This window comes from Lacticaseibacillus suilingensis (assembly GCF_016861845.1).
Taxonomy (GTDB): domain Bacteria; phylum Bacillota; class Bacilli; order Lactobacillales; family Lactobacillaceae; genus Lacticaseibacillus; species Lacticaseibacillus suilingensis.
Genome location: NZ_BOLV01000007.1, coordinates 28,215 through 49,296, shown reverse-complemented (window position 1 = coordinate 49,296; position 21,082 = coordinate 28,215). Strand labels below are relative to the sequence as shown.

Below are 21,082 nucleotides of genomic sequence, written 5' to 3'. Positions count from 1 at the left end.
GAATACGCGCAAATTTCGGCGAAAGGGCTAAATAACCTTGCTACGACGGGCTTTGTGTGCTATCTTAATGATTGAAATGGTGATACCGGTTTATCATTGTTTCCTCATTTTGGAAACCAAGATGGGTATGTTTAGATGGTCCACCATCTAAATCAATACGGAGGTGAAAAGATCATGGCAAATAAAGCAGAATTGATCGAAAGCGTTGCAACAACAACCGGTTTGACGAAGAAAGATGCAACGGCAGCTGTAGATGCAGTCTTTAGTTCTATCCAGGCTTCCCTGGCTAAAGGCGAAAAGGTTCAACTTATCGGCTTTGGTAACTTCGAAGTTCGCGAACGCGCTGCTCGTAAGGGCCGCAACCCGCAAACTGGTGCAGAAATCAAGATTCCTGCATCCAAGGTACCTGCATTCAAGCCTGGTAAGGCCCTCAAGGACGCTGTTAAGTAGTCTCCTTGAAGCAATGATAGGATCCATACTTAAAAACGGGATCAGGCCTGGCGCCTGGACCCGTTTTTCCGTTATAAGGGGGAAATATGAGCTATTCAGAGCAAATGCTGGCGGCGCTAGAAGCTGGTCATATGGCCGAGGCGCGTGAGCTTTTTCAATCCGTATTGAAAAACGATGACGATGAAACGAAATATAATCTCGCCGGTGAGCTGTATGCGTTAGGCTTCACTGGCCAGGCCCAACGCTTGTACGAGGAGCTGATGGGCAAGTACCCAGACCAAGATGATTTGAAAACCGCGCTAGCGGATATCGCCGTGGGTGACGATTTGCCCGACAAGGCGCTTGGCTTGCTTAGTCAAATCACCCCGGATAGTGACTTTTACCCGCAAGCCTTGCTGGCCGCGGCAGATGTCTACCAAACGCAGGGTCTATATGAGGTCAGTGAACAAAAACTGCTGGAAGCCCAGCAGTTGGTGCCAGACGAGCCGGTGGTGACCTTTGCCTTAGGGGAACTCTATAATGCCTGGGGCCGCGATGATCGGGCCAGCTTAGCTTATTCTCAGCTGCTGGCGGCAGGCATCGATGAATTCGCCCAAGTGAACATTAAAGCGCGCTACGGCGGGTCTTTGGCCAATCTAGGCCAATACGAGGATGCCGTGGCGGTGTATGAAGATGCGGGAGTGGCCACTTTGGATGCGGAAAGTCAGTTGCGCCTGGGCACGCTGTACGCCGAGTTGGATCAACCTAAAGACGCCATTGCCACGCTGCAAGGGCTGATTGAGGCGGACCCGACCTACGCCAATGCCTACTTACCGCTGGCCAAGGCTCAGGTCAAAGGCGGCGCCAGCGCGGACGCCTTGGCCACGGTGCAGGCAGGGCTAATGCAAGATGACACGAATCCTGATTTGTTTGCTTACGGCGCAACTTTGGCGCTGCAGGAAGACAACCTTGACTTGGCTGAAACTTACCTGACCAAAGCCCGCCACCTGGATCCGGAAAATCAGGCGGTGGCCATGGCTTGGAGCAATTTGCTCCTGGCTAAGCACGATGACGAGGCCAACGTTGCTTACCTGGAAGCGATGGATAAGTCCGATGAAGTGGATCCGCAGATTTACTGGAACTTGGCCAAAAGCTATGATCGTCTGGATGAGGTGGCCAAGGCGCGGGAGAACTACTTGCTGGCCTTCAACGCCTTGCAGGATTCGGTGCTGTTCTTACATGACCTCATCGACTTCTTCCAGTCGACTGGAGCCAAGGCTGAATTAAAGGCGGCTTTGACGCGCTACTTGGCGCTGGCACCGACGGACACGGATATGCAGGAACGCTTGGATGAACTTGAAGCCGAAGAAGACCAGTAAGTCACGAAAATGGCGCCGCCCTGAGGGACGACGCCATTTCTTTGCGCGAATGAGTTCGCTATGATTGAATTAGGGCAACCACAAAACAACCTAAGGCCGCCACGGTCATGATGGTGCCGATCACTAGGCTGGTCCAAAGCGCCCAGGGCATGAAGCCATTACTGGTTTGGAATTGGCCAGCTTTCAGTTGCTTGAAGGTGTGGCTGGTGATATGAATTTCCCATAGTCCGACCGCCAACAAAATGAAGCCAATCACTAACAGGGGCATGCGCTAGCCTTCCTTTCTGCTAACTGAGAAACAAGCGGCGCGGTTTGCGTTTGTAAGTGAAGCCTTCGCCAAGTGCCTCATGCACATCCAAAATTGTGACAAATGCCTGCGGATCATAATCTTCAATGATGCGCTTGGTGGCGGCGATTTCCGTCGGCGCGACCACCGCGTACACCATACGTTTTTGATCGCGAGCAAAACCGCCTTCAGCCTTCAGGTAGGTCACGCCGCGTTCGAGTTTGTCCATGATGGCATTGGCAATGGGCTCTGCTTGATTGGAAATAATCAGCACCCCTTTGGCAGCATAGGCACCTTCTAAGGTGAAGTCGACAATCCGCGAAAAGACGTAGCTGGCCAGCAAGGTGTACATCATCAGCTCGAGATTCAGATAGCTAAGACTGGCTAGGAGCACAATGACGTCAAATCCCAGCAGCGATTTGCCCATGGGAATGCCGGTGTTTTTTTCCAGCACCCGGGCAATCACATCCGAACCTCCAGTCGTGCCGCCGCGGCGGTAAATCAGGCCGGAGCCGATGCCCCCGAACAGTCCCGCCATCACGCCGGCGATAAACAAGTCATGACTAATGGGTAAGCTGACTGGCAGCCGCTGCCAAATCCATAGCCAGGCTGACAACATCGCGGTGCCGTAAATCGTGTAAGCTAAGGCCCGCTTACCGAGAAACTTGTAGCCAATGATAATGAGGGGAATATTTAAGACAATGGTGGAGTAGGCCGGATCGATGTGCCACCAATAGCGAATCAGCAAGGTGATCCCAGTGATGCCGCCTTCTGCCAGATGATTGGCGATATTCACTGTGACCAGCCCGAACGCGTACAGCGCGCAGCCTAGGGTAATCAAAGCTAAGTCCAAGGCGACTCTTTGACGACGTTTTGCCATACAACCCCTCCTTAACAAGCTTATTAATTTCATTGTAGCAGACTTTCCTGCTGGTTTAGTCAAGCGGCCCTGAATTTGCTATCATAGACCTAGCATAAAAGAAGGGGCGAGATGATGCAGCTCGATTTAAGCCATCCAGAATTTAAGGCCGCCATTCCGATCATGAAGGCCATTGAGGCGGCAGGCTATGAAGCCTATTTTGTCGGCGGCAGTGTGCGCGATGCGTTGCTGGGTTTGCCGATTCACGATGTTGATATTGCCAGCTCGGCGTATCCAGCAGAGATCAAACAGATTTTTCAACGCACGGTCGATACTGGGATTCAGCATGGCACCGTGATGGTCTTGGACCATGGCACGGGGTATGAAGTCACCACCTTCCGCACCGAATCCGGCTACCAGGATTTCCGGCGCCCGGATCAGGTGACCTTTGTGCGCTCGCTCGCCGAAGACCTCAAGCGCCGCGATTTTACGGTGAATGCGCTGGCAGTGCGCCATGACGGCACGGTGATTGACCTATTTGGTGGGCTGGATGATTTGACCGCCAAACAGCTCAAGGCGGTGGGCAACCCCCATGAACGCTTCCATGAGGATGCTTTGCGGATGATGCGCGGCGTGCGGTTTGAAAGCCAGCTGGGTTTTCAGCTGGAATCGGCTACCAAAGCGGCGATTGCCGAAAATGCACCGCTGCTGGCCCATGTGTCAGTGGAGCGGATTGCGGCGGAATTCACCCGGCTTTTGACCGGCATTGCCCGCCAAGCGGGGCTGACCGATTTTCTGGCGACTGGGCTGTATCGCTATGCCCCACTTTTGGATGATCAGGAAGCGGCCATCACCAAGCTGGCGGCTGCGAGCGGGCCGCAGTGGGCGGAGCCGGCGGTGGGTTGGACCTTGCTAGCACACCTGACGCAAGTGCCGGTGGTGGCCCTCATGCGCGCCTGGAAGCAGGCGAATGCCATGACCGAGTTGGTCAAGCGGGCGACGGTGCTGCTGGGTCAGCTGCCAACGCCGAGCGCTTGGGCCTTGTATCAGGCGGGCGCAGCAGCGCTGCCGGTGGCGCTTGCTGCCGCGCAAGCGCTGCAGCCTGATTTTGATGCGGCCCCGGTGGCCCAGGCGTACCAGATGCTCCCGATTCAGGCCAAATCAGCGCTGGCCATTGATGGTAAAACGTTGATTGCGCATGGCTTTGCCCCTGGGCCCAAGCTGGGGCAAGTGCTAAACCAGCTTGAACAGGCGGTGGTGGCCGGTGAGCTGGCGAATGATCAGGCCGCACTGCTGAAGGCGGCAGGGGTTTAATTGCGCCGACTATGGTAAGATAGCCATGTAAGCGAATTCAGAAAGGATGAGGAGTATGAAGGAACACGTTTTTGAACAGCTCGTCTTTCACTTCCGCAATGGCGACGAATGGACGATTTCCCACAAGGAGCTGGCCGATATTTGGATCAGCCGGGTGACCACCAGCTATGGCCGCATTAATGGCGGGAATATTCAGGAAATCCATCCCTGCAAGAGTTTCAAGGTGGAAATCCTGCCAGAAGCTGACCATGTGAAGTCTTCCGATATCAATACCGGTTCCCTAGAACTGGGGATGTTCGGTCGGGCGATGAAGTACCAAGACATCGAGAAAATGGATTTGCAATTCGATGAAGCGGGTAGCAATGGGATTCAGATCTATTTCCCCTTTGCCCAAAAAGATCCAAGCGGCTTGGACAATCAGTATCAAACCAGCAAGGTCTCAACCAAAAACGGTCATCTCTACATTGTGATTGATGCTGAGCACACCGTTGAAGACGAATATCCTAATTACTAAAGCGGTTAAGCGCGCCATGTGCGCGCTTTTTGATTCGCTTAGCGCCTCGGACCAGATGCCTATGGTATGATGAGAACGAGAAAAGCGAGGGGTAGTATGCAGACTTTAACCGCAAATGGCTTACGCAAAGCGTATGGCGACAAGCAACTGTTTAAAGATATGGATTTCTTGATCAACGAAGGCGACCGCATTGGCCTGATTGGGGTGAACGGCACAGGCAAAACCACCCTGCTCAATGGGTTGGCCGGGCTGGATCCGTTTGACGGCGGGGAAGTGGTGACGCCTAAGCAGTATACGCTGAGCTATCTCGCCCAGCAGCCCAACCTGGCCGCGGATAAAAGCATCATGGACGCGATTTATGGCGGCAGTTCGCCGATTTTTGCGGCCATTCGCGATTACGAACAGGCGCTGGCGGCTTACACCGCCAATCCCATGGCTGAAGCGGCCCAAGCGGCGTATAGCAAGGCGGATGCCCGCATGACTCAAGTCGATGCGTGGGATGCGGAAACGGAAATCAAAACCATTTTGACCCAGCTGCATATCGACGACCTCAGCCAGAAAATCGGCAGCCTGTCCGGGGGGCAGCAAAAGCGCGTCGGCTTGGCGCAGGTGCTGATTGAAAAACCCGATTTGCTGATGCTGGATGAGCCAACGAACCACTTGGACTTTGATTCCATTGATTGGCTGGAGGCCCACTTGAGCAAGTACAAAGGGGCGCTTTTGGTGGTGACCCATGATCGCTACTTCTTGGATCATGTTGCCAACACCATTTGGGAGCTGGATCACGGTCAACTCTATCGCTATCCTGGCAACTATGAGGCTTACGTCAGTCAAAAAGCGGCGCAGGTCGAGCGCGATACCGCCAGCGCGCATAAACAGGCCCAACTTTATCAGCAGGAGCTGGCTTGGATGCACGCCGGCGCCCAGGCCCGTTCGACCAAGCAGCAAGCGCGGATCAATCGGTTCAATGATTTGAAATCAGAAATTTCTGATCGGCCCGCGGCGACAGGCACGGTGGAGATGAAAGTGGCCAGCACCCGGCTGGGCAAGAAGGTCATTGAATTTAAGGATGCGGGCCTGAAGCTCGGCACCCATCAAATTCTGAATAATTTTGCTTGGCTGGTGCAACCGGGGCAACGCATTGGCATCACTGGGCTCAACGGGGCAGGCAAATCGACCTTGCTGAATGTGATCGCTGGCAAGCAGCCACTTGATACCGGGACCGTGGAAATTGGCGAAACTGTCAAGCTGGGCTATTACACGCAAATGAGCAAAACGCTTGACCCTACCAAGCGCGTGATTGAATATTTACAAGAGGCCGGAGAAGTCTTGGTCACTGACAGCGGTGAACGGATTTCCACCACCCAACTGCTGGAGCAGTTCCTGTTTCCCCGCAGTATGCATGGCACTTTGATTGGCCGCTTATCCGGCGGGGAGAAGCGGCGCTTGTATCTGTTGCGAATTCTGATGAGCCAGCCGAACGTGCTGCTGCTGGATGAGCCGACCAACGATTTGGATGTGGCGACCCTGACCGTGCTGGAAGATTATTTGCAGCAGTTCCCAGGTACCGTGATTACGGTGTCACATGACCGCTATTTCTTGGACAAAGTCGCCGATCACTTGCTTTACTTTGAAGGCAACGGTGTGATCGACCGTCATGTTGGGCGCTTTACCGATTATCTGGCCCAGTTAAAAGCGGCCGCTGCCGCACCAGCCCCCGCCCCGAAGCAACCAGCCTCAACGGTTGTCACCACGGCCGCCCCGAAGGAGAAAACCAAGCTGACCTATGCTGAACAAATTGAGCATGATCAGTTGCAAACCGACATGGATGCGCTGGATGCCAAGATCAGCGCTTTGAAGGCGCAAATGGCGGCGACGAGCGGCGAGGACTATGTGACCTTAGGCGACTTGCAGCAACAAATCGATACCGGCAATGCCAAACTGGACAAGATGTTTGACCGCTTTGCCGAACTGGACGAGTATGTCAACGATTAGGGAGGATCATGATGGGATACCAAGACCGGCCATATTTGAATTTACTTGACCGTATTTTAGCCACCGGCAATTACAAAACAGATCGTACCGGTACCGGCACATACAGTATCTTCGGCGCCCAGTTGCGCTTTGATCTCAGTCAGGGCTTTCCGCTTTTGACCTCCAAGAAAGTGCCGTTTGGCCTGATCAAAAGCGAGTTGTTGTGGTTCCTGCATGGTGACACCAATATTCGCTTCTTGCTGCAGCACAACAACCATATCTGGGACGAATGGGCCTTTGCGCGCTGGGTGCAAGCTCCGGCTTATCAGGGACCGGACATGACTAATTTTGGCCATCGGCGCTTGCAAGACCCTGAATTTGCCGCGGTGTATGCCAAGGAAATGGCCGCCTTTGATCAGCGCATTTTAGATGATGAAGCCTTCGCGCAGACCTACGGCAATCTAGGCTTTGTGTATGGCAGTCAGTGGCGCGCTTGGCGCACCAGTCAGGGGGAAACCATTGATCAGCTGGGGGACGTGATCGAAGCCATCAAAAAAACGCCGGATTCTCGGCGTTTGATTGTGTCCGCCTGGAATCCGGAAGACGTGCCGACCATGGCGTTGCCCCCTTGCCACACGCTATTCCAGTTCTATGTCAATGAAGGCAAGCTCTCGCTGCAGCTGTATCAGCGCAGTGCCGATATGTTCTTGGGCGTACCGTTCAACATTGCCAGTTATGCGCTGCTCACGCATCTGATCGCGCAGGAAACCGGCTTGCAAGTAGGGGATTTCGTGCATACCTTTGGCGATGCGCATATTTACGCCAACCATTTGACCCAGGTACGCGAGCAATTGAGTCGGACCCCGAATCCGTCGCCGACCTTAAGTCTGGCCCCAGGCAAAACGATCGATGATTTGCAAATGAGCGATATCAAAGTGCTAGATTACCAGCCGCTGGCCGCCATCAAAGCGCCAGTGGCGGTATAGGAGGAACGCGATGATTGCATTTGTATGGGCCCAAGACCGTAGTGGCACCATTGGTTATCAGGGCCGCTTGCCGTGGCATTTGCCTGATGATCTCAAGGAATTTAAGGCCTTGACGGTGGGGCAGTTAACAGTGATGGGGCGCCGGACTTACGAAGGCTTGCCGAAGCGGCCGCTGCCAGACCGGACCAACGTCATTTTGACTCGGGATCAAAGCTACCAGGCGCCAGGCGCCGTGGTGGTGCATGACCGCGCCGCGCTGCTCGCCTACGCTGATGCCCATCCCGATCAGAATCTGATGATTACCGGCGGCGCGGAAATTTTCGCCTTATTCGCCGATGTGGTCGAGCGGCTTTACGTGACGAAACTAGCAGGCGTTTTTCCTGGGGATGTTAAAATGCCGGCCCTGGATTGGTCAGCCTTCAGACAAATGAGCAGTCGGGAAGTGTTCAATGCCGATCCCGCTAAATCTCATGTCTTTGAAGTCTGGGACCGTAAATAACTGCGAGGACAGCAAACGACCCGCCGTTAACCAATGATGGTTAGCGGCGGGTCGCTTTTTGGCTAGACGAACAAGTAGATAGACGCGTACATGCAGGCCGACCCCAGCATCACGAACAAATGCCAAATGACGTGAATGTAGGGGATGGTTTTTTGTGAATAAAGCAAGGCGCCAAAGGTGTAGGCCACGCCGCCGGCCACCAGCAGCCAAAAGCCCCAAGGTCCCAGGTTGTCCCACAGCGGCTTCATACCGACTAGGCACATCCAGCCCAACACCACATAAATGCCAGTTTCCAGCCCCCGGAAGCGGCCGAGGAAGAAGAGCTTGTAGGCAATGCCAGCAGCGCACAGTAGCCAAATGGCGATGAGCAAGCCGATGCCAAGCTTCCCGCCGATTGCGACTAGACAATAGGGCAGATAGGAGCCGGCAATCAGGATGAAGACGCCGGAATGGTCGATGACCTGGAGTACATGGCGGGCCTTGGTGAAGTAGAAGCCATGAAACAACGTCGACCCAGTGTAAAGGATGATCAAGGCAATGCCAAAACCGAGAAAACTGACCAGCCGTAGTGGGGTGGTCGCCTTGAAGGCCAGCGCCACCGTGCCCACCACCGCTAGCCCTAAGGCGAACGCGTGGGTCACGGCGCTCATCATTTCATTATTAAAGGTGTAATAGTGTGATTTCATTAGCGGCCGCCCTTGCATGTTCAGCACATCCTTCGTTGATTTAAGTATAGAATACCACGACGAACGGCGAAAAACAATTTCACCTAGTTATAAAAACTAGATATGATAATACTGACAAAGACGCGGGATTTTGCTATACTGATTCCATAACCGAACTTCAGAGAAAGCGTGGCCTAGATGGTAAAAATCAAACTTGTAACGGATTCTTCGATTCAATTGACCCCGGAAGAAATTAAGCAGTACGACATTCATGTCGTTCCGCTGACAATCATGATCGATAGCACCGTTTATGTGGATGGGGAAACCATCACGCGCGCTGAATTTATGGACAAAATGGCGGCGGCTGCCGCGTTGCCGAAAACCTCGCAGCCAGCCATCGGGACGTTCTTAGACCTGTACAACGAACTGACCGCCGATGGCAGCGCCGTGCTGTCCGTGCACATGCTGGAAGCTATTTCTGGCACGGTGAACTCCGCGCGCCAAGCGGCTGAATTGTGCAAGGGTGACGTTACGGTGGTGGATTCACAGTTCACGGACCGCGCCTTGTCTTTCCAAGTCTTGGAAGCAGCCAAAATGATTCAAGCAGACGCTGCTATGCCCGACATCTTGGCGCGCATGGCGGTCATTCGCGACCACACCAAGTTGGTGATGGGGGTTTCCAACCTCGATAACTTGGTCAAAGGTGGCCGCATCAGCCGGGTGTCCGGCGTGCTATCGTCACTGCTGAACATCAAAGTGACACTTGAAGTCACTGGCGGCGAACTCAAGGCTTTATCCAAAGGCCGCGGAATGAAAACCTTGCGCAAGTTTGCAGATGAAGTGGTGGCCAGCCTTGACACACTGCCGAATATTCATGAAATCGGCGTTTCCTACGCCGGCGGCCGAGAGTTTGCCGAAAGCATCGGCGAGAAAATCAAAGCCGTGTTACCTGAAGCCAACTTGCTGGTGCAGCCAACTGATCCGGTGATTGCCACCCACACCGGCGATGGGGCTTTTGCCATCACGTACTACACGGATTAATCAGTCGAGTCAACCAGGGCCGCGTCAACTACTGATGACCGGCTCTTTTGTTATTCTACGGGAAGGAGGTGCCGCCATGCGCAGAATGCGGTGGTTAATTGATCTTTTGGTGGTGGCAGTGGCCGCTGGACTGGCTTTCGGGGCCTGGAGTCTATGGGGCCCCGCGGCCACGCCACTCGCCATCAAAGGCCAAGTGAAGGCCGTGCAACCCCTGCAACTCACAGCGGTGGGCGATTCGCTGACCCATGGCGTGGGGGATGATAGCAATAACGGAGGCTACGTTGGCCTGATTAAAAACGACCTAGAGAGTACCGGCAATTACAACGTCACCACCAGTAATTTCGGGGTGACTGGCGATACCAGTAGCCAAATTCAAAAGCGGGTCGACAAACAGCCTAAACTGCAAGCCGCCGTTAAAAAGGCCAACATCATCACTGTCACGGTCGGGGGCAATGACTTGATGCATGTGCTGCAAAAGCACCTGCTATCGCTCTCAGACAAGGATGTGGCCACTGGCAGCGCCCAGTTCCAAAAGCGGCTGAGCAAACTGCTTAAGACTTTCCGCCAACTGAATCCCACGGCACCGATCTATGTTTTTGGCATTTACAATCCGTTTTACGTCTATTTTCCGAAGCTGACAGCGATGACCACCAGTGTCAAGACCTGGAACGCCGGCACTCAGCAAACCGTGAACCAGTTCAAGCAGGCCTATTACGTTGACATTGACAGTGTCTTAACCAAGGGTACCAACACCCAGGTCACAGACAAGAAAACGAAGGCCAGTTTAGCCTCAGCCATGAGCGACGACAGCAGCAACCCGCTAATTTTCACGGAAGATCATTTCCATCCGAACAATGCCGGCTACGCGCTGATGACCTCTCAGCTCTGGCAGAAGATGCAGCAAACGAAGCAGACCTGGGAATAACCCAGCACGAAAGGAACAAGCATGCGCAGTCAACACAAAAGTATTAACGTTTGGAAAATCATCAGTCTTGTTTTGATTGGGCTGATTATCGGTAGCGGCTTGTGGTTTGCCCATGCCGTGTTAACGCCAGTGGATCAACCCGCTAGCACAACGACCAGCACGACCAGTGATCCGGTGATGACGGTGTCGTTAACCAAGCGCCAAGTTAATCAAATCGTGACCTACTACCTGAATGATTTTCAAAAAGGCAGCAAAGTGAAGTACTCGCTGACCATGGCGGACCAGGCGGTGCTTGGCGGCAACTTCACCTTCTTTGGGCAGAAAATCGACTTTGGGCTTTTAATGGATCCTATCGTGCTTAAAAATGGCAACGTGGAACTGAAGGCGCGCCAGCTTAATGTCGGCAGTTTACCCGTGCCCATCAGCTACGTTTTGAACTACGCGGGCAAATCCTTCAAGCTGCCCAAGTGGGTCACCCTCAATAGTAAGCGCGAAACGATTGTGTTAAACTTGAACAAATTCAAAATGGAAAACGGCATGCAGGTCAAAGCCACCAAGATTGACTTGCCGAATGACGAAATTGACTTCTCCGTCTATCTGCCGAAAAAATAAGGCTGCGGAGCCTAACTTGATGTCGACTCCTAAGATCAGCGGCTGAGTCACTTTAACCATTAAATTAGAACGAAAAAGGGGATTTTCATATGTCTGAAACCGCAATTTTTGCTGGTGGGTGTTTCTGGTGCATGGTTGAACCATTCGAAAGCCAGCCCGGGATCATCAATGTTCTTTCTGGTTACACCGGCGGGCATGTGGCCAATCCCACCTATGCGCAGGTCAAGGCCCACGAAACCGGGCATACTGAAGCCGTTCAAATCACCTTTGATCCGCAGGTCATTTCCTACGAGGACCTCCTGAACATTTATTGGCAGCAAACCGATCCCACCGATGCAATGGGTCAGTTCCAGGACCGCGGGGACAATTACCGGCCTGTGATTTACGTCAAAGACGCTGCGCAGCGCCAGGCGGCTGAAGCATCGAAAGCCGCCCTGGTTGCCAGTGGCCGTTTTCAGGACCCAATTGTGACGACCATCGAAGCCGCTCAGCCTTTTTATGCAGCGGAGCCTGAGCATCAGCAGTTTTACATGCACAACCCGCGGCGCTATGCGGCGGAACATCAGCAGCGCCAAGAATTCATCGACGCCCACTGGGAGGAAAATTAATGCGGCAATCCTTTTACCAATTTTTGATGACCTTGCGCAACCCCAATGACCACGGGGAAGTGGCGAATTTTGCCCAAAAAGCCTTTTTTGATCAAAGTTTTCCGAAACAGGAATCTGACTTTGAAGCGTTAAGCAATTACTTAGAACTCAACGGCGGTTATCTGCCGAGCATGAGCGTGTTCGATGACGCCTATGCGCAGTATCAGGCCCATGAACATATTGGAGGTCACCATGGCAGATCAGGAAAATAAGCCGCGCCGTCCGTTTAAACTCCCTAGTTGGCTGAAAGGCGTGCTGGTCGCGGTGGCAATCGTTGCGGCGGGCGGGCTTGGCTATGCGCTGCGCCCGGTGCTGGATCCTTCCGTGCAGCAAGTGCCGAGCAGTTTTACCAAAGTCCTCGCCACCTACAACTCGATTCAGGAAAAATATTACAAGAAGACGTCGAGCAAAACCCTAGCCAATGGTGCGATTTCTGGCATGATGGCCAGCCTCGGCGATCAGTTCTCGACTTACCTTGAAAACGATGAAAAGTCCTCGCTTGATAGCACGATTTCTGCCAGCTTTGGCGGTATCGGCGCCACCGTGCAACAAACCTCGTCGCACCTGGAAGTGGCGAGCTTACAAGCTGGTTCCCCGTCGCAAAAGGCCGGGATGAAAGTCGGCGATCAGCTGGTGAAGGTGAATGGCAAATCCGTCGAAAAATCAGGCGTGAATGCCGCCGTCAGCAAGATTCGCGGTAAGATCGGCACCACCGTCACCGTGACAGTGCGGCGGGATGGCAAGCTGCTGAAGTTAACGATGAAGCGGGCCAAAATTACTACCGATACCGTTACCACCAGTTTGGCGCCAGCGGATAAATCCGTTGGGATTTTGACTATTACGAGCTTCTCTGAACCCACCGCCAAGCAGTTTAAAGCCGGCGTCAAAGCGCTGCGCAAGCAAGGGGCAAAGAAGTTCATTGTTGATTTGCGCGGCAATCCCGGCGGTCTGCTTGAAGATGCCTTGCAGATTGGCTCAATGGGGCTGAAAAACGGCCAAACCATTGTCAAGGTGCAGGACCGCAGCGGTGCCACCCAGGTTTACACCGCCGGTAAGCAGTATGACCACGGGTTTAAGGTCAAGGAACCGCTTGCCGTTTTGATTGATGGGGATTCGGCTTCTGCCAGTGAAATTTTAGCTGGCGCCTGGAACGAAAGTCGCGGCGTGCCGCTGATTGGGGAAACCAGTTACGGCAAAGGCACCGTGCAAAACGTGGCCCAAATCAGCAAGAATGCGGAAGTGAAGTTGACCGTGGCCAAGTGGCTAACGCCAAACGGCAACTGGATCAATAAGAAAGGCCTGGCGCCAACCATTAAAACCTCGTATCCGGCGTGGGCGCAGATTCAAGGCTTCTCCACCTCGAAGATGAAACTCGGCGACGAAAGCGCGGATGTCCATTCCTTGCAGATTTCCTTGCAGGCAGCAGGTCAAACCATTCCGGAAGCCAACGGGTATTTCGGACCAACGACCCAAACGGCGGTCAAGAATTTCCAGACCCAGCAAGGCTTACCGGCGACAGGTGAAACCGATGTCGCCACCATTCAGGCCTTGATCAAGTTACTGTCTGGGAAACTCGCCCAAAACGACAACGCGATTTCCAGCGCTGTCACTTATTTACAAAAACATTAGCGGCCAGAAATTCAAAAAGGTAAAATCGGATGGTACGATAATCCGTTGTTCTGGCAAGTCATTCGACGAGCGACCGTGCAACACAAAGGGGAACGCTTCGAATGAATGACCTATTTGAAAAAGCACCGGTACCTAAAGCGTATATGCAACTGGCTTTACCTGTCGTTCTCGGCATGGTGGCCAGCATGGTATATAACCTCGTTGACACCTTTTTCATCGCTCAAACTGGCGATGCGAACTTGGTGGCAGGGGTCACGCTGGGGGCACCGGTGTTTTCGTTTATGCTGGCAGTCGGCGACATCTTCGGCCTCGGCGGCAGTGCGCTGATTTCGCGGCTGCTGGGGGACCGAGACTATGCCCAGGTCAAACGCCTCAGCAGTTTTTGCCTCTACGCCGGCATTGCCATTAGCTTGGTCATCAGTGCCCTGATGCTGACGTTTGAGCAGCCAATTTTAACCCTGCTTGGCGCAACCGCTGCGACGCGCGCCGATGCCGGCGGCTTTTACCGCATGCTCACCATCGGGGCCGGGTTTATCATTGTGTCGTTGGTGCCAGGGAACATCATTCGCACGGAAGGCTTGGCGAAGGATTCGATGATAGCGACCATCAGCGGTACAGTGTTGACCATTATTCTTGATCCGCTGTTTCTGTTTGGGTTCGGCTGGGGCGCAAGTGGCGTCGGATTGGCGAACGTGCTTGGCTACGCTTTGAACACGATGTTATTGCTTTGGTTCACGCAGCGCGAAACGCAGTACCTCAGCATTCTCCCGCAGCAGGCCAAAGCCTCCGCAGCGGCCATCAAGGCCATCATCGCCATTGGTATTCCGGCTTCACTCACCAACTTCATGCAAAGCTTCGGCACCATGCTGCTGAATCAACACCTGGCCCCATATGGCGCAGACATGGTGGCGGCGATGGGCATCGCGCAGAAAATCTACATGATTGTGATGCTCATCATGGTGGGGTTTGCGTTTGGCGCCCAGCCCCTCATTGGATATAATTACGGGGCGAAGAACTACCGGCGGTTTCACGAAATTCTGCGTTTTGACTTCAAAATTGAACTGGGTTACGCACTGGTGGCAGCAGTGCTCCTGATGATCGGCGCTACGCCGCTGGTCCGGTTGTTCATGGCGATGCCGGTCATTGTGGCCAATGGCACCTTGATGCTGCGAGCACTGCTCATCACGACGCCGGCGGTGGGGGCAATTTTGGTGTTTACCACCGTGTTCCAATCGCTGGGTAAAGGCACCAGCGCTTTGGTGATGGCCATTTCCCGCCAAGGGGTGTTGTTTGCCATCAGTATGGTGATCTTGGCGCAGGTGTTCGGCTTTCACGGCATTGTCTGGGCGCAAGCCACGGCTGATTTGTTAACCTGCGCCCTCGGCTACTGGCTGTATCGCCGGGTGGCCCATCACTTGCAGGCTTAGGCCGGCGAACAAAGGAGGATTCCGCGACCGCGCGGAAGGGGTAAAATGATAAAATTTTTGATTGGGATCTTGGTGGCACTCGCCTGTGGGATAGGTGCATGTAGCAACGCTTCAAATGCTAGGTCCACCCGTCAATCAGCAGCGAAGGTGACGCGTCAAAGTAAATCAGCCGCTAAGCCGCAGGCCAAGCAACCCGCAAAGCTTGATTTGGCGCAAATCCAAAAAGGAAATTATCAATCGCTAAAGGGCCAGTGGACGCAGATTGCGAATGCAACTAATTTCCACAATGGTACTCAAACTGGCTACCAGGCTGGTGGCCACGCGAAGATGGCGGTGACTAAGGCCACGTTGACTGCGGCCGAGGTAAAATTGGCTGGGGGCAAGTTGGTTGACGCCAATGGCGAGCATCCACTCAGCTTCAAGTCAACCGGCCAGGCACTAACTGCACTGCTGCAAGATTCCGCGAACGTGGCCATTAACTGGGCCGTGACTTTCTACCCAAAAGGGAGCACCAGTGAATTCAAGTCAATCACCGGCGATGCCACCAACCAGCAGAATATCGTGGTGGTTTGGACTAGCAACAATGACACCAGCTGGGTGTTTGCTGAGGGCGTTTCGGCGGCGCAATTGAAGGCCATGCAAGGTTTGAATATTGATGCCCTTGCCCAAAATGACCTCAGCAGTTTGGCCGGCACCTGGAAAAATCCAACTGATGGCCGGACCATGACAGTCACCACCAAAACCACGACCGCGCCAGCCAGCATGAACCTCAGTGTTGCCACTGGGGTTGAGCTCACCACCAAAGACAGCGATGGCTATGCCGAGGTGATCACTTCAGGGCCAGTGACCACCGGTTATATCATGGGCTCGATTGGCTCTTTTAACCCTAATGTGATGTCCAGCATGGCACCGCTGGCAATTGTGCCTAAAGGGGTGCAAATGGCGGTCGCTGATGACTCTGATGCCACCCGAGACCGCCTGACTCCTGGTGGTGGGCAAAGTGGGTATCAAACTGACGCTTATTACAAAGTTGACTAAAACCCGTGCAGTCCTCATGGTTTGAGGGCTGTTTTTGGTTGGCGACTGATGACCACCGGTGGCGTCGTTGTTCGATTATGGTTACAATGAAGCTAGAAAACGTTTTCTAAAAATCTCAAACTTTGGAGGGCCAGCAGATGGTGACTAGAGCGGATCGATATGAGTTTGCACGGCTCAATCAGCAACTATTCAACGCGGGCGATGACGAAGCAATTGACCACCTCGAAGCAACCTGGGCTGAGCAACTCACTGCGCTTGGCTTTAGGATGGATATGCTCGAATCGGTGCTTGATAAGAAACATCAGCTGCCTAATCCAAGTGATCACGAAGCAACCAAGGCCTTTTTGACTGGCATTGATGACGACCAAGCCTTAGGCAACGCAATCTTTTCGATGTATCGGCAGATTACGTACTGGGGCTTTGACGAGCACTTAAGCGACCCCGACAACCGGTTTTGGTTTGCCACGGCCTTGACCCAATTAGCGGCGTTAACGCGGCCTTTGGGAGCAATCCAAAAAGTGGTGATCAAATCTTCAGAAGGTCGGTTTTGGGCGCCTACGCCAGATAGTCTGATGAGTCAGACGTTAACGTTGAAAGCCGAGGGCAGAGTCAACTTAGCGAGTTATTTTTTTAGTGGTTACCGGCGCCGCCAGACGGCTACGGTGTCAGCAAGCAAATTAAACGGGATGCTTGATCAACTTGCGGATTTTGCCAGTACGGTGCGGCCACCAGAAATAGTGTGTGACGCTGGGTTCTGGAAAATGACGGTCACTGGTGAAGACGGCGTCCAGCATGCGCAAGGGTCAATGATTGAGGCCGAGCTGCTGTCGGAACAGTTGCGTGACGTGTTGCCATTTCCTTATTTGATGCTGTTTGATAATGCCCCGAATCAATTGCAACGCTTGGTGATTGCCTATGCACCGGATGATGACACGGCGGAAAAAATGGTCATTGATCGCCACAGCCAATCGTTATCGCTCACAACGCGGCATGGCGCCACTCGCACTCGGCTCGGTCTCACCAGTCCGGCAGTGGGCCACTTGCTCACTGGTATAGACTCGCCACTGGACCAGCCTAAGCCAGATGAGGCGAGCCAGACTGCGCCGAATTTGACCGTTACGGCGCGTTATCGGCAAGGCGACCCAATCATCGTTAAAGGGACCTTGAGCCTCGATACCCCGATTCCGGGCTGGGCGAACCTGGCGGCAAAGCTTCAGACTTTTTTGGGGGAGTTTGCGCCCCAAATGTTAGATGCGCGGCTGATGAGTCGCAAGACGCCAGTCAAAGGTGATTTGTTGTATGCGCAAGTCGTTTTCCATCATGGCGGCAGTCCGTACAGTTATTTCGCTGATCCCCAGTATGCCGTGGGCGATCGGGTGGTGGTGCCGCGCAACCATAGCGAGACTTATGGCACGATTGTCGCGATGGCTTGGTTTGCGCCCAATCAGGCGCCATACCCACCGGCCCAGACCAAGCGGATTTTGCGCCTTGCTGACCCACTTGAAGAAGCAGAGGACCGCTAAACCCTGGGTGGAAGTGGTAAGCGATGCGCGCACAGGCAAAAAGAGGGGTTAGCCTTGGAACAAGTGACTTTTCTCAGACGTTTACTTGCCATCAGTGAAGCTGGACTAGCATATGCCCAAGATCGCTTTGATCAGGAACGGTATCAAGACCTTCAGCGTCTCGCACAGCAGCAACTCGCCACGCTTGGCGACTGGCCGGTAGCGCAAGTCGCTGATTTGTTCGCCCAAGAAACTGGCTATCCCACGCCGAAAATTGATGTGCGGGCGTTTATCACCCGCCAGCGGCAAGTCTTGTTGGTGAAGGATGCCACCGGCCACTGGGCTTTGCCCGGCGGTTTTGCTGAAGTTGGCTGGTCGCTGAAAGCCAACGTGGCCAAAGAGGTGCGCGAAGAAACTGGGCTGGCCATGACAGTCGGTGAGCTGCGAGCGATTTACGATACCGCGCAGCGCCCTGACATTCCCCAGGCGTTTCAGTATTACAAAATGATCTTCGCCGGTACCATTGGAGAAGGGGAGTTTGCTGCCAATAGTGAAACAATTGCGACCAGTTGGTTCAGTGAGGACGCTTTGCCGCCGCTTTCGCTGAAGCGCACAACGCCGGAACAATTGCACCAGCTGTTCGCAGGTGGTGAAGCCTATATACAATAAGGGTTTGAAGTGAGGTCATCAGCCGCTTTTGTCGGCTTGGACCTCTTTTTGATTGGGCAAAGCGCAATGGTGCTTGGCGCCGGCCCAAAGTCTGATTGACGGGGTTGATGAAAGGGGTATCATTAACTTAAATTGGGCGGTTGTGGGCAATTTTGGGGGAGGACAAGATGGGGATATTAGTACAAAACGAATCTCAAATGCAGGACTTGGTGCGTGCTTTAGGGGTCGAACCAGAGGCCAACTTTTTGTATGCGCGTCATCATAATGACGCAGGGAAGGCGCTCGCGTTAGATTTACTAGGGCCGAGTGCGACCGCAGCCAGTGAGCCTGCTTTTCTTCTGGTCTTTACGCCGGCTGAAATCATTGCCCAGCGCCTGAGCAATCAACAAGTCCACCGGTATGCCCGGGCCGACCTGACCAACTTCAAAGTGCGTGACGGCGCGCAGAATTCAGTGGTGATTGATTTTGATCATGCTGGGGAACATGTGAGCTTCTATGCCGATATGGGTTCAAGCATGCGGCTACAGTATGTCGCAGACAATTTAGCCGCGCTGATGGCCAATCACTTTTTGGGTTACGCAACGGATATGAGCCAAGTGGGGCAGACTGGGTTGGCCAGTTTTAAGTATCCGCTGCTAGAGTCACTGCTGCCACTGGCGTTAGTGATTGCCATGCTGGTCCTCAAGGCTGATCATTTTGGGCGCTATCTTGCGATTAGTGGCTTGATTCTAGTGTTGATCTGGCTGCCGAAGATTCCACGGCCACATCGACGTTAGTTTCCATTTAAATCAGTGTTAATGGTGAAAACTAGCAGTTGTATGCATGCTTTGGCCATAAAAAATCCGTTTCAAGTTTCCAACTGAAAGCCTGAAGCGGATTTTCATTATATCTGCATGCTTTGAACCTGTCATCCCCGCTGCTTGGCTTTTCCCCTGAACGTCGTTAACCACCAGCGGTCATTCACATCATTGTGGTCGTAGGGCGATAGCTCGCTGATGGCGGCAAGATAGTCTTCGGCCTGCGCCCAGACTGCCGGCGAGTCATCAAAGTAGACCGTGCGTAAAGTATGAATCATGGTCAGGCGTTGGTAGTCTTGCCAAGCATAGACGCGCGCGGTTTGCTTGGCGAAATAGTCCTCAACAATTGGCATCGCGGCTTGAACGTCATAATAGACGGCGCCGTACATATAGTTAGTGCCACTTTCCCACATGTTGGTGGCTGCCTCGCTGTTTGGCGCGGTTTTTGCCATCACTGCACTAATGAGGGCGGTATAGTACTTTTTCCTGATACTGTTGATGGCGAAGCCGAACGCCTCTGCATCCAGGGCGCTAACCTCGGTGATTGTTTCAAAGTAGCTGAGAATTTCGCCTTGGTCTTCCATGGTGAGGCTAGCAAATACGGGGTCGTCCTCTGGAAAAAGCGGGCTGTTTTGCCACTGTAGACTGGTTCTCAGCCCTTTAGCCAGCATCAGCCGCAACCCCCGCGGGAGACCGGTGATAGCCGCTTCAAATTGGCTCAGAACGGCTAGAATAGCTTCGCGGTTCTGCTGCGCGAGTGGTGCTCGCCCCATTAGCTCAAGTTCCGCGCGGTAGCGGTGAAAAAGGCTGAACTGATCGGTGGACATGCTGGCGGCGTAAAAAGGCAGGGCCAATTTTTCCAGTAAGGTCAATGTTTTGAGAAAGCCTAACTGCGTGCGGCCTTGTTCAAAGCGCGATTGCGTTGAGAGGTTCCAATCGCCCAACACTGCTTTCATGGTGAGACCCAGCTGCTTGCGGCGTTTCGCTAACATCGGCCCGGTTAACAGATCCTCATCCAACGAAAGCAGCCAATCCGCCGGGATCGTGGACTTCAGGTGAGGATGGTGATGGCTGGGGAGGCCTAGGTGGCTCTGATGCTGGAGCGCAAGCAAAAAGTCTGCCAGTGGTCTGGCGCCAATTTGCTTAAGCGCCGAAACCACTGGGGCAATGTCCTCTCCTCGCGCCAGTGCGACGAGTGCGCGCAACTGCGGGGCGACGTTGTTGAGAAAGGTGACCAGGGTCGGATCTTGAAGGATTCTGGAAAGATCGGTCGCAATCAGCGCATGGAGCTCAGGGTCGGCATTGGCCAGCGCTAAACTCCCGAGCAGCCAGAGGTTATAGTTTTGTTTACCTAGCTGTCGCCCTGTCAGCGCCGTGGCGCGCTGCCAGAGCAGCTTTTTTAGCTCGCTACTGGCAAAAGGCAAGGTCGCAACCATCAAAAATTCTTCGAGATTGTACCAGTTTGTCGGATCACCCAGTCGATCAGCCAATTCCTGCTCGAAGTGAGCCCCCAGCTGACGGGGACTATTAAGCGGTTCATCGAGCCAGGTACAGGCGGTTTGCACGAGTGCCGCTAGCACTTCTGGTAAAGTACCTTGCGCCAAGTATGCGGTCACGTTCTGCTTGACTTGGGCCCGGTCACCTAACACGAAATCGTTGAGGACACGTGGGAAAGTCCGCTGATGCTGGCGCAAAGCATCAGTGAGGTCGTTGCCATCCATGCCGATGTTGAACATGAGCTTAGCGGCAGCGTTCACGGAAATATCCGCTAAGCCCCGTTCAAAGCGGGAGACTGAGGCACTGCTTAAACCGCGCCCGGCCTGCCGGACGCCGATGCCACGGCTGGTGCGAAATTGCTGAAAATATTGACCCACCCATGTTTCCATCGCT

Annotated in this window: 22 protein-coding genes; 18 read left to right on the top strand and 4 right to left on the bottom strand. The window is 53.7% G+C overall.

What is annotated here, in order from left to right; genetic code table 11:
- Positions 1-174 precede the first annotated feature (174 nt).
- Both hbs and JUF11_RS05530 read left to right on the top strand, forming a co-directional pair.
- Positions 175-450, top strand: a complete 276-nt coding sequence (gene hbs, locus JUF11_RS05535; RefSeq protein ID WP_125581762.1) for a non-specific DNA-binding protein Hbs — start codon at positions 175-177, stop codon at positions 448-450.
- Between the two features lie 86 nt (positions 451-536).
- Positions 537-1,808, top strand: coding sequence for a tetratricopeptide repeat protein (locus tag JUF11_RS05530; RefSeq protein ID WP_204118719.1), 1,272 nt, complete (start codon positions 537-539; stop codon positions 1,806-1,808).
- A 58-nt stretch (positions 1,809-1,866) separates the two neighbouring features.
- On the opposite strand, the gene JUF11_RS05525 is transcribed toward JUF11_RS05530, so the two are convergent.
- Both JUF11_RS05525 and JUF11_RS05520 read right to left on the bottom strand, forming a co-directional pair.
- Entirely contained in the window at positions 1,867-2,076 is a 210-nt protein-coding gene (locus tag JUF11_RS05525) for a hypothetical protein (RefSeq protein WP_204118718.1), read from the bottom strand.
- A 19-nt stretch (positions 2,077-2,095) separates the two neighbouring features.
- Positions 2,096-2,974, bottom strand: coding sequence for a YitT family protein (locus JUF11_RS05520; protein ID WP_204118717.1), 879 nt, complete (start codon positions 2,972-2,974; stop codon positions 2,096-2,098).
- A 114-nt stretch (positions 2,975-3,088) separates the two neighbouring features.
- Here JUF11_RS05520 and JUF11_RS05515 point away from each other — a divergent pair, with 114 nt between their 5' ends.
- From JUF11_RS05515 to JUF11_RS05495, 5 genes are all read left to right on the top strand, one after another.
- Positions 3,089-4,267 carry a CCA tRNA nucleotidyltransferase gene (locus JUF11_RS05515; RefSeq protein ID WP_204118775.1) on the top strand — a complete coding sequence of 393 codons (1,179 nt, stop codon included), beginning with the start codon at positions 3,089-3,091 and terminating at the stop codon, positions 4,265-4,267.
- A gap of 55 nt (positions 4,268-4,322) precedes the next feature.
- The gene (locus JUF11_RS05510) at positions 4,323-4,781 is read left to right on the top strand and encodes a hypothetical protein (protein ID WP_204118716.1); all 459 of its coding nucleotides are present in this window, start codon (positions 4,323-4,325) and stop codon (positions 4,779-4,781) included.
- 96 nt (positions 4,782-4,877) lie between these two features.
- A complete protein-coding gene (locus tag JUF11_RS05505) occupies positions 4,878-6,776 on the top strand; it encodes an ABC-F family ATP-binding cassette domain-containing protein (protein WP_204118715.1) in 1,899 nt (632 codons plus the stop codon).
- Between the two features lie 11 nt (positions 6,777-6,787).
- Positions 6,788-7,741: a thymidylate synthase gene (locus JUF11_RS05500; protein ID WP_204118714.1), complete on the top strand. Its 954-nt coding sequence runs from the start codon at positions 6,788-6,790 to the stop codon at positions 7,739-7,741.
- A 10-nt stretch (positions 7,742-7,751) separates the two neighbouring features.
- On the top strand, positions 7,752-8,240 hold the full coding sequence (locus JUF11_RS05495; protein WP_204118713.1) for a dihydrofolate reductase: 489 nt from the start codon (positions 7,752-7,754) through the stop codon (positions 8,238-8,240).
- Positions 8,241-8,302: 62 nt separating this feature from the next.
- Here JUF11_RS05495 and trhA read toward each other — a convergent pair whose 3' ends face one another.
- On the bottom strand, positions 8,303-8,926 hold the full coding sequence (gene trhA / locus JUF11_RS05490; RefSeq protein ID WP_373305855.1) for a PAQR family membrane homeostasis protein TrhA: 624 nt from the start codon (positions 8,924-8,926) through the stop codon (positions 8,303-8,305).
- Positions 8,927-9,103: 177 nt separating this feature from the next.
- Here trhA and fakB point away from each other — a divergent pair, with 177 nt between their 5' ends.
- From fakB to JUF11_RS05435, 11 genes are all read left to right on the top strand, one after another.
- On the top strand, positions 9,104-9,946 hold the full coding sequence (gene fakB / locus JUF11_RS05485; protein WP_204118711.1) for a DegV family protein: 843 nt from the start codon (positions 9,104-9,106) through the stop codon (positions 9,944-9,946).
- Between the two features lie 76 nt (positions 9,947-10,022).
- A complete protein-coding gene (locus JUF11_RS05480; protein ID WP_204118710.1) occupies positions 10,023-10,871 on the top strand; it encodes a GDSL-type esterase/lipase family protein in 849 nt (282 codons plus the stop codon).
- A 21-nt stretch (positions 10,872-10,892) separates the two neighbouring features.
- A complete protein-coding gene (locus JUF11_RS05475; RefSeq protein WP_204118709.1) occupies positions 10,893-11,483 on the top strand; it encodes a YpmS family protein in 591 nt (196 codons plus the stop codon).
- Between the two features lie 89 nt (positions 11,484-11,572).
- Positions 11,573-12,091 carry a peptide-methionine (S)-S-oxide reductase MsrA gene (gene msrA, locus JUF11_RS05470; RefSeq protein WP_204118708.1) on the top strand — a complete coding sequence of 173 codons (519 nt, stop codon included), beginning with the start codon at positions 11,573-11,575 and terminating at the stop codon, positions 12,089-12,091.
- Positions 12,091-12,342, top strand: a complete 252-nt coding sequence (locus JUF11_RS05465; protein WP_204118707.1) for a YozE family protein — start codon at positions 12,091-12,093, stop codon at positions 12,340-12,342. The genes msrA and JUF11_RS05465 overlap by 1 nt, the downstream gene beginning before the upstream one ends.
- On the top strand, positions 12,323-13,759 hold the full coding sequence (locus JUF11_RS05460) for a S41 family peptidase (protein ID WP_204118706.1): 1,437 nt from the start codon (positions 12,323-12,325) through the stop codon (positions 13,757-13,759). The genes JUF11_RS05465 and JUF11_RS05460 overlap by 20 nt, the downstream gene beginning before the upstream one ends.
- A gap of 101 nt (positions 13,760-13,860) precedes the next feature.
- Positions 13,861-15,186, top strand: coding sequence for an MATE family efflux transporter (locus JUF11_RS05455; RefSeq protein ID WP_204118705.1), 1,326 nt, complete (start codon positions 13,861-13,863; stop codon positions 15,184-15,186).
- Positions 15,187-15,231: 45 nt separating this feature from the next.
- Positions 15,232-16,224 (top strand): DUF6287 domain-containing protein, encoded by a 993-nt coding sequence (locus tag JUF11_RS05450; RefSeq protein ID WP_204118704.1) that lies wholly within the window; start codon positions 15,232-15,234, stop codon positions 16,222-16,224.
- A 137-nt stretch (positions 16,225-16,361) separates the two neighbouring features.
- Positions 16,362-17,747 (top strand): hypothetical protein, encoded by a 1,386-nt coding sequence (locus tag JUF11_RS05445; protein ID WP_204118703.1) that lies wholly within the window; start codon positions 16,362-16,364, stop codon positions 17,745-17,747.
- 54 nt (positions 17,748-17,801) lie between these two features.
- Positions 17,802-18,395, top strand: a complete 594-nt coding sequence (locus tag JUF11_RS05440; protein WP_204118702.1) for an NUDIX hydrolase N-terminal domain-containing protein — start codon at positions 17,802-17,804, stop codon at positions 18,393-18,395.
- Positions 18,396-18,562: 167 nt separating this feature from the next.
- Positions 18,563-19,171: a hypothetical protein gene (locus JUF11_RS05435; protein ID WP_204118701.1), complete on the top strand. Its 609-nt coding sequence runs from the start codon at positions 18,563-18,565 to the stop codon at positions 19,169-19,171.
- A gap of 131 nt (positions 19,172-19,302) precedes the next feature.
- On the opposite strand, the gene JUF11_RS05430 is transcribed toward JUF11_RS05435, so the two are convergent.
- Entirely contained in the window at positions 19,303-21,078 is a 1,776-nt protein-coding gene (locus JUF11_RS05430) for a hypothetical protein (RefSeq protein WP_204118700.1), read from the bottom strand.
- Between the last annotated feature and the right edge of the window lie 4 nt (positions 21,079-21,082).

Bases quoted from the DNA above. Each gene is read 5' to 3' on its own strand.
- hbs (WP_125581762.1), top strand. From the start codon at position 175: ATGGCAAATAAAGCAGAATTGATCGAAAGCGTTGCAACAACAACCGGT.
- JUF11_RS05530 (WP_204118719.1), top strand. From the start codon at position 537: ATGAGCTATTCAGAGCAAATGCTGGCGGCGCTAGAAGCTGGTCATATG.
- JUF11_RS05525 (WP_204118718.1), bottom strand. From the start codon at position 2,076: ATGCCCCTGTTAGTGATTGGCTTCATTTTGTTGGCGGTCGGACTATGG.
- JUF11_RS05520 (WP_204118717.1), bottom strand. From the start codon at position 2,974: ATGGCAAAACGTCGTCAAAGAGTCGCCTTGGACTTAGCTTTGATTACC.
- JUF11_RS05515 (WP_204118775.1), top strand. From the start codon at position 3,089: ATGCAGCTCGATTTAAGCCATCCAGAATTTAAGGCCGCCATTCCGATC.
- JUF11_RS05510 (WP_204118716.1), top strand. From the start codon at position 4,323: ATGAAGGAACACGTTTTTGAACAGCTCGTCTTTCACTTCCGCAATGGC.
- JUF11_RS05505 (WP_204118715.1), top strand. From the start codon at position 4,878: ATGCAGACTTTAACCGCAAATGGCTTACGCAAAGCGTATGGCGACAAG.
- JUF11_RS05500 (WP_204118714.1), top strand. From the start codon at position 6,788: ATGGGATACCAAGACCGGCCATATTTGAATTTACTTGACCGTATTTTA.
- JUF11_RS05495 (WP_204118713.1), top strand. From the start codon at position 7,752: ATGATTGCATTTGTATGGGCCCAAGACCGTAGTGGCACCATTGGTTAT.
- trhA (WP_373305855.1), bottom strand. From the start codon at position 8,926: ATGAAATCACACTATTACACCTTTAATAATGAAATGATGAGCGCCGTG.
- fakB (WP_204118711.1), top strand. From the start codon at position 9,104: ATGGTAAAAATCAAACTTGTAACGGATTCTTCGATTCAATTGACCCCG.
- JUF11_RS05480 (WP_204118710.1), top strand. From the start codon at position 10,023: ATGCGCAGAATGCGGTGGTTAATTGATCTTTTGGTGGTGGCAGTGGCC.
- JUF11_RS05475 (WP_204118709.1), top strand. From the start codon at position 10,893: ATGCGCAGTCAACACAAAAGTATTAACGTTTGGAAAATCATCAGTCTT.
- msrA (WP_204118708.1), top strand. From the start codon at position 11,573: ATGTCTGAAACCGCAATTTTTGCTGGTGGGTGTTTCTGGTGCATGGTT.
- JUF11_RS05465 (WP_204118707.1), top strand. From the start codon at position 12,091: ATGCGGCAATCCTTTTACCAATTTTTGATGACCTTGCGCAACCCCAAT.
- JUF11_RS05460 (WP_204118706.1), top strand. From the start codon at position 12,323: ATGGCAGATCAGGAAAATAAGCCGCGCCGTCCGTTTAAACTCCCTAGT.
- JUF11_RS05455 (WP_204118705.1), top strand. From the start codon at position 13,861: ATGAATGACCTATTTGAAAAAGCACCGGTACCTAAAGCGTATATGCAA.
- JUF11_RS05450 (WP_204118704.1), top strand. From the start codon at position 15,232: ATGATAAAATTTTTGATTGGGATCTTGGTGGCACTCGCCTGTGGGATA.
- JUF11_RS05445 (WP_204118703.1), top strand. From the start codon at position 16,362: ATGGTGACTAGAGCGGATCGATATGAGTTTGCACGGCTCAATCAGCAA.
- JUF11_RS05435 (WP_204118701.1), top strand. From the start codon at position 18,563: ATGGGGATATTAGTACAAAACGAATCTCAAATGCAGGACTTGGTGCGT.
- JUF11_RS05430 (WP_204118700.1), bottom strand. From the start codon at position 21,078: ATGGAAACATGGGTGGGTCAATATTTTCAGCAATTTCGCACCAGCCGT.